This is a genomic window from Pseudomonas sp. SORT22, from assembly GCF_018417635.1.
Taxonomy (GTDB): domain Bacteria; phylum Pseudomonadota; class Gammaproteobacteria; order Pseudomonadales; family Pseudomonadaceae; genus Aquipseudomonas.
The window spans coordinates 5,606,516-5,617,254 of sequence record NZ_CP071007.1 but is presented as its reverse complement, the minus strand read 5'-3'; the positions used below and the strand labels follow the sequence as shown (position 1 = coordinate 5,617,254).

General features: G+C 63.4%; 9 protein-coding genes. 2 read left to right on the top strand and 7 right to left on the bottom strand.

The window, feature by feature from the left end; genetic code table 11:
• Nucleotides 1-7 precede the first annotated feature (7 nt).
• The 3 genes from JYG36_RS25720 to JYG36_RS25710 are packed head-to-tail and all read right to left on the bottom strand — an operon-like array spanning nt 8 to nt 1,759.
• Nucleotides 8-280, bottom strand: coding sequence for a phosphopantetheine-binding protein (locus tag JYG36_RS25720; protein WP_010222262.1), 273 nt, complete (start codon nt 278-280; stop codon nt 8-10).
• Nucleotides 255-1,067 (bottom strand): lysophospholipid acyltransferase family protein, encoded by an 813-nt coding sequence (locus tag JYG36_RS25715; RefSeq protein ID WP_093377098.1) that lies wholly within the window; start codon nt 1,065-1,067, stop codon nt 255-257. The genes JYG36_RS25720 and JYG36_RS25715 overlap by 26 nt, the downstream gene beginning before the upstream one ends.
• Nucleotides 1,043-1,759, bottom strand: coding sequence for a beta-ketoacyl synthase chain length factor (locus tag JYG36_RS25710; RefSeq protein WP_045193924.1), 717 nt, complete (start codon nt 1,757-1,759; stop codon nt 1,043-1,045). Before JYG36_RS25710 ends, JYG36_RS25715 begins: the two co-directional genes overlap by 25 nt.
• Before the next feature lie 317 nt (nt 1,760-2,076).
• Here JYG36_RS25710 and JYG36_RS25705 point away from each other — a divergent pair, with 317 nt between their 5' ends.
• Complete coding sequence (locus JYG36_RS25705; RefSeq protein WP_213602705.1) at nt 2,077-2,850, top strand: ParA family protein; 774 nt, start codon at nt 2,077-2,079, stop codon at nt 2,848-2,850.
• Here JYG36_RS25705 and trxC read toward each other — a convergent pair.
• Nucleotides 2,847-3,281, bottom strand: coding sequence for a thioredoxin TrxC (trxC, locus tag JYG36_RS25700; protein WP_213602703.1), 435 nt, complete (start codon nt 3,279-3,281; stop codon nt 2,847-2,849). The genes JYG36_RS25705 and trxC overlap by 4 nt on opposite strands.
• A gap of 109 nt (nt 3,282-3,390) precedes the next feature.
• Between trxC and JYG36_RS25695 the strand changes: the two genes are divergently transcribed.
• A complete protein-coding gene (locus JYG36_RS25695; RefSeq protein WP_123564839.1) occupies nt 3,391-3,876 on the top strand; it encodes a DUF4265 domain-containing protein in 486 nt (161 codons plus the stop codon).
• A gap of 10 nt (nt 3,877-3,886) precedes the next feature.
• On the opposite strand, the gene selO is transcribed toward JYG36_RS25695, so the two are convergent.
• From selO to JYG36_RS25680, 3 genes are read right to left on the bottom strand one after another with little or no spacing between them, the layout of a single operon-like run.
• Nucleotides 3,887-5,347 carry a protein adenylyltransferase SelO gene (gene selO / locus JYG36_RS25690; RefSeq protein WP_213602701.1) on the bottom strand — a complete coding sequence of 487 codons (1,461 nt, stop codon included), beginning with the start codon at nt 5,345-5,347 and terminating at the stop codon, nt 3,887-3,889.
• Nucleotides 5,348-5,405: 58 nt separating this feature from the next.
• A complete protein-coding gene (gene mscK / locus JYG36_RS25685; RefSeq protein ID WP_213602699.1) occupies nt 5,406-8,756 on the bottom strand; it encodes a mechanosensitive channel MscK in 3,351 nt (1,116 codons plus the stop codon).
• Between the two features lie 39 nt (nt 8,757-8,795).
• Nucleotides 8,796-10,538 carry a potassium/proton antiporter gene (locus tag JYG36_RS25680; protein ID WP_045193919.1) on the bottom strand — a complete coding sequence of 581 codons (1,743 nt, stop codon included), beginning with the start codon at nt 10,536-10,538 and terminating at the stop codon, nt 8,796-8,798.
• Nucleotides 10,539-10,739: the final 201 nt, after the last annotated feature.

Here is a 10,739-nt window from a genome sequence, read left to right as displayed (position 1 = left end):
TGCTGTCTCAGGCTGCCTGTTTGGCGGTGACGAAAGCCGCAAGGCTGGCCACGCTGGTGAAGTGGTTACGGGTGTCCTTGGCGTCGGCGTCGATCTTGATGCCGTACTTCTTCTGGATCGCCAGGCCGAGTTCGAGGGCGTCCACCGAATCCAGGCCCAGGCCTTCGCCGAATAGGGTCTGCTCGTCACCGATGTCCTGGGCGCTGATGTCTTCAAGGCCCAGGGCGTCGATGATCAACAGCTTGATGTCGTGGTTAAGGGTGTTCTGTGGATCGCTCATCTTCGGCGAGCTCCTTGGTGAAGTGCTGATGCAAATAGTCGTTGAGTTTGCGCGAGGCCTGCGGGGCGGGGCCTTGTGCGGCGAAGGCCTGCGGGTCGATGTCGGCACCGACCTGCAGGCTGAAATGCACCCGGCGCTGGGGTATGCGGTACCAGGGTTCGGCCTTGGTCAGGGTGCTGGGGGTGACCTTGATGGTTACCGGGGTAATGATCTGCGCACCGCGCAGGGCGATGGCCGCTGCGCCGCGATGGAAGGCCGGCGGTTGGCCCGGCTGGGTGCGCGTGCCTTCGGGGAAGATGATCAGGGTCTGGCCGCCTTGTAGTGCGCCGACGGCGCTGTCGAGCATGTCCATGCTGCCGTCGTTGCTGATGTATTCGGCCGAACGCACCGGGCCGCGGGTGCAGGGGTTGTGCCAGAGGCTCTGCTTGACCACGCAGTTGGCCTGGCGAACCAGGCCGATGAGGAACACCACGTCGATCAGCGACGGGTGGTTGGCAATGATCATCTGCCCCGGGCGGCCGAGTCTTTCCGCGCCCTTGACCTCATAAGTGAGCACGCCGCTGGCGGCCATGAAACGAATGAAACGCCAGAACAGCCAGCTGATGGTGTGCCGCGCGCGCTGGCGATGGCGTACGCCGTCGCCGGGCAGGCAGGCCAGCAGCGGGAACACCAGCAGGCGCAGGCACAGGCCGCCGACACCGAACAGCAGGAAGCTGACGGCGGTGGCGAGCAGGCGCCAGTAATAGGCGTCGCGTGGTCTGCTTATGGCTTGCGTTGCCAGTTCCATGTGCGACTCTTCCAGGTGTGGGTATAGGTGCTTTCGCCCTTGAGCAGGCAACGCAACCAGCTCAGGGCATGGGGTTCGCTCGCAGCCGCGCCCGCGCTGTTATCGCCAAGGGTCAGTTGCCAGTCGTCGCCAGGCGTCAGCAGCAGGCCCAGGGCGTAGGCAAACGGCACGTCATCGATCCACGGGCCGTAGGCCGCGGGCGGCTGTTCTTCAGTGATTATCAGCAGCACTGCCGGGGCGCCTTCGCGCAGCAGGCAGGCGGCTTCCATCACGCCGTGTTCGAAACCGTCACCGGCAGCGGCCAGGGCGGTCATTTCGCTGGTTTCGCCACGCATGATCGACCACAGGCCGATCACCGCGTTGTGTACCGACAGGCTGAACTGGGTTGGCGACAGCGGCTGCTCGTTGGCCAGGTCGCTGAGTATCTCGAAGGTGCGTGGGGTTTCGCCATGCCGGGAGACGAACACCAGCGGCAAATCCTGCATTCCTTCGGCCAATGGCCAGCCCACGGCAAAGGCCATGCGCGCCAGTCGACTCAGGCGCCGGCGCTGCATGGCCGGCAAAAACGACACATCCGGTGCCTGTTCAGCCACTGCCGGGCAGTGCTGTGCCTGGCTCCAGGCCTGCCAATCGGCAGCCGTCTGCAGGCCTGGCGCCCACGCGCGCCACTGGCTGATATTGAATGTGATCACTTAGCTGTACTTCCCGCCCTGAGGGACTTCCTTGCCGAGGGAGTGACTCGGAACAACGACCTGACAGGGGTGTGGCGCAATCGCCGAGTGGCGCGCATTATCCCGGTGGAGTTGGTGTGTAGCAAATATTGGTTGTACGGATTGTCGTCTGCAACAGACAGCGGTCCCGAAGATTCGTCGGACCGATCCGAGGTTTCCCGACCAATGGCGGTGTTGTTTATTCGGTCGGATCGCCGAAAACTTGAGCCATTGGCGGCTGGTCAAGCCGTCATTGGCCGCACATACTCGCTCATCCCCAGACACACGGAGGTCTTTCCATGCGGCGCGTGGTATTCAATCAGAAAGGTGGCGTTGGCAAGTCGAGCATTGCCTGCAACCTGGCAGCGGTGAGTGCCAATGAAGGCTATCGGACCCTGCTGATCGACCTGGATGCCCAGGCCAATTCGACCCAGTACCTCACCGGGCTGACCGGCGAGGACATTCCCATGGGCATTGCCGACTTCTTCAAGCAGACCCTGTCGTCCGGGCCGTTTGCCAAGAAGAACAAGGTCGATATCTACGAAACGCCCTTCGACAACCTGCATGTGGTGACCGCCACCGCCGAGCTTGCCGACCTGCAGCCCAAGCTTGAGGCCAAGCACAAGATCAACAAGCTGCGCAAACTGCTCGATGAGCTGGACGAGGACTACGACCGGATCTACCTGGACACTCCGCCAGCGCTGAATTTTTATGCGGTTTCGGCGCTGATCGCTGCCGATCGTGTGCTGATCCCCTTCGATTGCGACAGCTTCTCTCGCCAGGCCCTGTATGGCCTGCTGGCCGAGATCGAAGAACTAAAGGACGATCACAACGAAGAGCTGCAGGTCGAAGGCATCGTCGTCAACCAGTTCCAGGCCCGCGCCAGCCTGCCCCAGCAGATGCTCGACGAGTTGATCGCCGAGGGCTTGCCGGTGCTGCCGGTGTACCTCAACAGCTCGGTGAAGATGCGCGAATCACACCAGGCCAGCCTGCCGCTGATTCACCTGGAGCCTCGGCATAAACTGACCCAGCAGTTTGTCGAGCTGCACGCTCTGCTCGAAGAAAACGTCTAGACGCCCTGGCTGCGCAGCCACTCCAGCAGTTGCTGGAGTGGGAATGCACCGCTCTGGCGCGCCACTTCCCGGCCGTTTTTGAACAGGATCAGGCTGGGGATCGAGCGAATCGCCAATTGCCCGGCCAGTTGCTGGTTGGCCTCGCTGTCCAGTTTGGCCAGGCGGCAGCGCCCGTTCAGCTGAGCGGCGGCCTGGGCGAAGATCGGCGCAAACGACTTGCACGGCCCGCACCAGTCGGCCCAGACATCGATCAGCAACGGCAGGTCGCCCTTGATCTGGCTGGCGTAATCGCCCTGTTGCAGATCGAACGGCGTGCCCAGCAGCACCGGGTTCTTGCAGCGGCCGCATTTAGGGCTGTCGCCGAGGCGCTCGCCGGGGATGCGGTTGAGGCCGTTGCAGTGGGGGCAGGGGATAAGTAATGGGTCAGTCATGACAGCTCCGGGAATTGCGACCGGTTTACGGTCGTCCGCGGTTCAAGCCCGCGCCTTTATGTTCAATGGTTTAGCATGTGCGCCTTGTACACCGGCCATGGAGTGCCCGATGGATTGCCAGCATTCAGCGCATATCCGCATTTTTGTCGATTTCCGATCCAATGGCGAACCAGCTTTCGAGAGCGTGCCGGTCCGTCAGATCGATGCCAATACCTTTGAGCTGCTGTCGTCACCAGGGTTGGCACTCGACCTGGCTCGTGGCGACACCATCCGCATCAACCACCCGGACCAGCGTGCCGAAGTGCTGCAGCGCGGTGGCAACTTCTGCATTCATATCTATGCCGACGACCTGCCCCAGGAGGCTGTCGACACGCTGCAAGACGAAGTGCAGACGCTGCTCGGTGGTACTCTGGATGGTCGTTACAAGGGCAACCTGACTCTTGCCATCCCCTCGCGTAACGGTTTTGCAGCCATCCGTGAAGTGTTCGACCGCTTTCGCCAATGCACCGGTGTCGAGTGGTACTACGCCAATATCTATCGCAACCTGGACGATGATGAGGATGAAACCCTGCTCAACTGGTGGCTCGACAGCTGAGGCGTAAGCCTCACGACGAGCAACTGATCTCCAGGTGCTTGCCCCATTCCGGCGGCCGCTGGGCGTAGGCCTGCATGCCCGGCTGCTCGTCGAACGGTTTGCTCAGCACTTGGTGCAGGCGGCGTACTTCCTCGTAGTCACCCCCCTCGGCCGCCTCGATGGCGCGCTGGGCCAGGTAGTTGCGCAGGATGTACAGCGGGTTGACCGCATGCATGCGCTCGCGCCGGCCCTCGGCGTTGCCGGGTTCGCGCTGCAGGCGCGCCAGGTAATCGGCTGACCACAGGTCAAAACCGGCCAGATCGATGAAGTCGTCGCGCACCACCTGCAGCGCCTGCTCGGCAGGCTGGTCGCCGAGATGGCGGAAGAACAGGGTGTAGTCCACCGCGCCGGGCTGCATCAGTTGCAGCAGGCGCTCGATCAGCAGCTTGTCGTCGTCTTCGGCCTGGGTCAGGCCCAGGCGCCGGCGCATCAGGTCCAGGTAATGGGCCTCGTATAGCGGCAGGAACAGCCCCAGGGTTTGCTTCAGCGCTTCGACGCTGATAAACGGCGTCAGGGCCTGGGCCAGGGCGCTGAGGTTCCAGTGGGCAATGGGCACCTGGTTGCTGTAGCTGTAGCGACCCTGGTCATCGGAGTGGTTGCAGATGAAGTTGGCGTCGAAGTCGTCGAGGAAGGCGTAGGGGCCGAAGTCGAAGGTGATGCCCAGAATCGACATGTTGTCGGTGTTCATCACCCCGTGGCAGAAACCATAGGCCTGCCAGCGGGCAATCAGCTCGGCATTGCGCTCGACGATGGTGCGGAACATCGCCAGGTACGGCTCGGGTTCGTCCTTGCACTCGGCAAAGTGGCTGTTGAGCACGTGCTCGGCGAGGATGCGCTGCTGCTCGGGCTGGCGGGTGTAGTAGAAGTACTCGAAATGCCCGAAGCGGATATGGCTCGGCGCCAGGCGCAGCAGCATGGCCGCGCGCTCCTGGGTTTCTCGCCACACCGGCGTGCTCGAGCCGATCACGCACAGCGCGCGGCTGCTGGCGATGCCCAGGGCCGGCAGGGCCTCGCTGGCAAGGAACTCGCGGATCGACGAGCGCAGCACGGCGCGGCCATCGCCCATGCGCGAGTAAGGCGTCTGCCCGGCGCCCTTGAGGTGCAGGTCCCAGGACTGGCCGGCGTCGTTGCGCACCTCGCCCAGCAACAGCCCGCGGCCATCGCCAAGGCGCGGGTTGTAGGAGCCGAACTGGTGCCCGGAGTAAACCATAGCCCGCGGTTCGGCCTCGGCCCACAGCTTGTGGCCGCTGAACAGTTCGGCAAATACCGGCGAATGGGCTTCAGTGGGCTCAAGGTCGAGCAGCGCCATGGCTGCCTCGCTGGCGACCACCAGGCGCGGTTCGGCAATCGGCTCGGGCAGCACCGAAGTAGAGAAGGCATCGCCCAGGCGGGCGAAACGGTTATCGAAAGTCAGTTCGTCGAGGGCTTTCAACGGCCATCTCCTGAAGAAAACCTGAGCATTCTGCAAGGGTATGGCCGCTGGCGTCCAGTCAGGCCGGTTTGCCGCTGGCCTCGTCGCCGGGCTTCTCGCCATCGCTGGCGTTTGGCAGCACGGTCTTGTCGAGGTTTTCCACCGGGACCATCTTGTATTCCTGGCCCTGCATGTTCTTCAGGTAGATCTCCATCTGCCGGAAGGAGATGTTGATGTGTTGCTTCTTGAACTCTTTGTTGATGTAGCGGTTGATCTCGTCGAGCACCGGGTTGCGGTCGCCCAGGTCGCGCACGTGCATGCGCAGCTCGTGGTCCAGGGTGCTTTCGCCGAAGTTCAGGAAGTAGACGATCGGCGCCGGCTCCTTGAGTACCCGCGGGTTGTCGTTGGCGGCCTTGAGCAGCAGGGTGCGCACCAGGTCCAGATCCGAGCCGTAGTCGACGCCGAGCTTGAGGGTTACCCGGGTGATGGTGTCGGTCAGCGACCAGTTGATCAGTTGCCCGGTGATGAAGGTCTTGTTCGGGACAATGATGTCCTTGCGGTCGAAGTCGGTGATGGTGGTGGCGCGGATGCGGATCTTGCTCACCGTGCCGGAGAGGTTGCCGATGGTGATGGTGTCGCCAATGCGCACCGGGCGCTCGAACAGGATCATGATCCCGGAGATGAAGTTGGCGAAGATCTCCTGCATGCCGAAGCCCAGGCCCACCGACAGTGCCGCCACCAGCCATTGCAGTTTGTCCCAGCTGACGCCCAGGGCTGACAGGGTGGAAACAAAGCCGACCCCGGCAATCACGTAGGACAGCAACGTGGTGGTGGCGTAGGCACTGCCCTGGGCCAGGTTCAGGCGTGACAGCACCAGTACTTCGAGCAGGCCCGGCAGGTTGCCGGCCAGGGCAATGGTGATGCCGATGATCACCAGTGCGCCCAGCAGGTCGCGCAGGCTGATCGGCACCATGCTCATGGATGCGCCGGTGCCGCTGGTGTACTCGTACAGGGTGATGTTGTCGAGGTAGGCAAACACGCTGATCAGGTCCGACCAGACCCAGTACAGGGCGGCGATGAAGCCGCCGAGCAGGGCCAGGCGAATCAGGCGCAGCGACTGCTGGTTGACCTGTTCGATGTCCAGGGTCGGCTCTTCGACCAGCACTTCGCCATCCAGGCCTTCCTTGGCCGCCTGGCGCTTGCTCAGCGCCCGCTGGTAGGCCAGGCGCCGGGCAGCCACGGCCAGGCCGCGGACGAAGGCGGCTTCGATCACCAGCCAGAACATCAGCAGGTACAGGGTATCGATCAGGCGGTCTGTGAGCTTGAGCGCGGTGTAGTAATAGCCAAAGCACACGGCGATGAACAGCGCCACCGGCAACGCGGTAAAGGCCACGCCCACGGCCTTGCGAAACAGCGAGGTGTTGCGGTGGGTGGGACTGCTCAGCAGCAGGCGGCTGAGCAACCAGGCCATCAGCGCATAGCAGGTCAGCACCACGCCGATGCCGAGCACGTCTTCAGCCAGCGCCGAGGGTTGATGTTCGGCCACCGCCACCACCCCGACCAGGGCCAGGACCACGGTGCCGAGGCGGCGGATCCAGCCACGGAGGAATTCGACCTGGGGCTTTTCCCAGCGAAAGTGCAGCTCGGCCACGCCGCCCGGGGCGAGTATCCGGTAGGCGGTGTAGAACACCAGCCAGGCCTGGGCCACCTGGAACAGCGCCGAGGCGAGGTTGGCGTTCTGCCCGCGGGCGTCGACCTGCAGGGCATAGCCGCACAGGGCCAGACCCAGGCTCAGGGGCATGGCCAGGAGGATGTTGATCAGGATCGCCTGGGGCGTGTGCCACTGGCTGTCACGCTTGAAGTGGCCGACATCCTGGTGAACCTTGGTCAGGCGCGCATACAGGTATTTGCGCCGCCACAGCAGGGTGCCGATCAGCAACAGCAACGGCAGGAACAGCAACGGGCGCTGGGCCAGGCCGTCGGTCAGCTCGCGCAGGCCTGAACCCCAAGGCAGGCTGACAACCTGTTTTTGCAGGCGCTCGGGCACGCTGCGCAGCCATTCCAGGTCCAGTGGCTTGTTGCTGGGAATCCAGAACATCTGCTCATCAAGGGTTGCACGCAGGTTTTGTGCGGTGCTGAACAGTTGCTTCTGGTTCAACTGCAAGGTGATCGATTCGTTGAGCAGCGCGCTCAGTTCACGGTTCAGGCGTTCGAGCAGGTCGCTGCGAGTGATCGCCACTTCCAGCAAGGCCTTGCGCAGTTGCGGGGTGACGGTCTCGGGCGGTTGCGCGGTGAGCAGCTTGTCGACATAGCTGCTCGGGCTGCTGATCTGCTCGCGCTGTTGGTTGATCTCGAACTGATACAGGCGGATGTCGGCGATCTGGTCGGCCAGGTCGCGGTCGAGCTTCAGGTGCGGCAGCGCCTGCTTCTGCTTGTAGAGGATCTTCGACAGCAGCAGGCTGCCCTTGAGCACGCTGATCTGCTCGTCGAGGGCCTGGTCGCTCTGGGTCAGGCTGTCCAGCTGCTGCTTGGTCTTGAGGTTCTGCTGGGTCAGGTCGTTGAGGCTGTCGGTGCTGCGCAGCAGGTAGTCGGAGAGCTTGAGGTTGGCGGCGCTTTCGGTGGCCAGCAGGGTGCTGCCGCCAGCTTTCTGCGCTTCGATCGACTGTTCGGTGACGGTTTGCTGGGACTGGGCCAGGCGCTTCTGGTTGATCAGCGTCTGCAGGTCCTGGATCTCCTGTTCCAGGCGCGCGGCGCGCTCGATCAACAGGTCATGCTGGCTGTTGCCCAGGTCTTGCAGCAGGCTGTTGCCTGCCAGTTCCTGGCGGCGCAGCAGGGTCAGGGCGTTGAGCGCGGCGAGTTCGGCGTTGAGCTGGTTGCGCTGGTCGGCGCTGAGCGGCTTGCCGCCGTCCTTGCCGATCTTCAGGCTGGTGTTGATCTGCTGGGTGCGGGTCTGGTTGGCGCTGATTTCTGCCTGGGCCCGTTCGGGGCGGGTCTGCGCGGTGATGGTCAGGCTGTTGGCCTCGGACAGCGCTTTTTGCAGTTCGCCCTGCTCGGTGGTGCGCTCGGCCAGCAATTGCTCCAGCTGCGGCACGCTGGAGGCAGCGTAGCGCTGGGTGACCGGGATCACCTTGCTGTCCTTGAGCTTGGCCAGCTCGCGCTGGTTTTCGCTGGTCTGGCGCGGCGCGTCGTTGAGCTGGTGCTTGAGCGCGGCGAGCTTCTTCTCGCTGTCCTCTTTGTTGCCGAGGAAGGCCAGGGTCTTTTCGAGCACCTGCTGCAGGGCTTTCTGTTCAGCCTCGGGCAGCTTGCGTTCGGCGATCTTGTCCAGGCTTTTCTGGATCGCTGCCGTGGTCGGCGGTTCCGCCGCCCACACCGGGGAGAAGGACAGGCACAGCCCGATCAGGGCTGCGCTTAAAAACGTGCGCAGGGACATAGGCAGAAAATTCGTACAGGCAGAGGCGAAGAACGGAGTTTAAAGGAACAACCCTGGGCCGGGTCGAGTACCTTCGGGGAATTTGACGCCCACTTTGAGGATCTTGTTCCCTTCCATCACTGCAACCGTCCACAAGGTGCTGTTCCATTCGATCTGGTCGCCGACCACCGGCGCGCCGCCAACCTTCTGCGCGATGAAGCGGCTGAGTGGCGTGTGCGGGTCCTGACCGTCGAGCTGCAAACCGTACAACGCCGCTACAGCCCCCAGTTCTGCGTCCCCTTCGAGCACGAAGTCACCAAAGAAGCGCAGGTCCAGGCCTCGCTGCGGTGCCTGGCTGAACAGCTTGCCGAGGGCCGGCAGGTTGTGTTCGTGGCCGATCACGCAGAGCAGGTCGTCGACTTCCAGGGTGGTACTTCCCGACGGATGGAGCAGTTGCTGGCCGCGAAACAGTGCGGCGATGCGGGTGCCTTCGGGCATTTTCAGCTCGCGCAGGGCGGCGCCGATGCACCATTTTTCGGCGCCCAGGCGATAGACGAACAGCTCCCACTCGCTGGTGATGTGCACTTCCAGGGCCGAGCGGGAGATTGGCGCCGGGTCTGGCGGTACTGTCACTTTCAGCAGCTTGGCCACCCACGGCAGGCTGGTGCCCTGCACCAGCAGCGAGACCAACACGATGAAGAACGCCAGGTTGAAGAACAGCTGCGCATCGGGCAGCCCGGCCATCAGCGGGAACACCGCGAGAATGATCGGTACCGCGCCGCGCAGGCCGACCCAGGAAATAAAAGCTTTTTCGCGGCCATGGAAAGCCTTGAACGGCAGCAGGGCGGCGATTACCGACAGTGGCCGGGCGAAGATGATCATCCACAGCGCCAGGCCCAGTGCCGGCAGGGCGATGGGCAGCAGGTCGTGCGGTGTGACCAGCAGGCCGAGGACCAGGAACATGCCGATCTGCGCGAGCCAGGCCATGCCGTCGAGCATGTGCAAGATGCCATGGCGACTACGGATCGGCCGGTTGCCGAGCACCAGGCCGCACAGGTACACGGCGAGGAAGCCGCTGCCGTGCAGGGCGTTGGTCAGCGAGAACACCACCAGGCCGCCAGCCACTACCAGGATCGGATAGAGGCCGCCGGCGAGGTTGATGCGGTTGACCAGTTGCAGCAGCAGCCAGCCGCCACCCAGGCCCAGCAGGCCGCCGATGCCGAACTCGCGCAGCAGGTGGGTGAGCAGGCTCCAGTGCAGGCCGGTCTGGCCACTGGCGATCATCTCGATCAGGGTCACGGTGAGGAACACCGCCATCGGGTCGTTGCTGCCCGATTCAATCTCCAGGGTTGCCGTCACCCGCTCGTTCAGGCCTTTGCCGCCGAGCAGCGAGAATACCGCTGCGGCGTCGGTGGAGCCGACGATGGCGCCGATCAGCAGGCCCTGGATCAGGCTCAGGTCGAACAGCCAGGCGGCGACCATGCCGGTCAGGCCGGTGGTGATCAGCACGCCGACTGTGGCCAGCGACAGCGCCGGCCACAGGGCCACGCGGAAACTCGCCACCCGCGTGCGCAGGCCGCCGTCGAGGAGGATCACCGCCAGCGCCAGGTTGCCCACCAGGTAGGCGGTCGGGTAATTGTTGAAGATGATGCCGCCACCGTCGACCCCGGCAATCATGCCGACCGCAAGGATGATGACCAGGATCGGGATGCCCAGGCGCGATGACAGTGAGCTGACCAGAATACTTGCACCTACCAGCAATGCGCCGATCAAGAACAGGCTATTGATGGTGGACGCATCCAAAGGCAGTACTCCGGGGAAAAGCAGGAAGGAGGGGCGGTTTGCTTCGAATATCAAGCAGGTCGCGTGCCAAGGATTCTAACCTGAGGGGTTGGCGGGCTGTAAAGGGTTAATCGCGGGGACAAAAAAAGCACTCCTTGGAGTGCCTTATTGTGTTGCTACTTGCGGGCCTCATCGCGGGTCAAGCCCGCTCCCACAGGTAGG

Excerpts from the sequence above, each read along its gene's own strand:
- JYG36_RS25720 (WP_010222262.1), bottom strand. The coding sequence starts at position 280 with ATGAGCGATCCACAGAACACCCTTAACCACGACATCAAGCTGTTGATC.
- JYG36_RS25715 (WP_093377098.1), bottom strand. The coding sequence starts at position 1,067 with ATGGAACTGGCAACGCAAGCCATAAGCAGACCACGCGACGCCTATTAC.
- JYG36_RS25705 (WP_213602705.1), top strand. The coding sequence starts at position 2,077 with ATGCGGCGCGTGGTATTCAATCAGAAAGGTGGCGTTGGCAAGTCGAGC.
- trxC (WP_213602703.1), bottom strand. The coding sequence starts at position 3,281 with ATGACTGACCCATTACTTATCCCCTGCCCCCACTGCAACGGCCTCAAC.
- JYG36_RS25695 (WP_123564839.1), top strand. The coding sequence starts at position 3,391 with ATGGATTGCCAGCATTCAGCGCATATCCGCATTTTTGTCGATTTCCGA.
- mscK (WP_213602699.1), bottom strand. The coding sequence starts at position 8,756 with ATGTCCCTGCGCACGTTTTTAAGCGCAGCCCTGATCGGGCTGTGCCTG.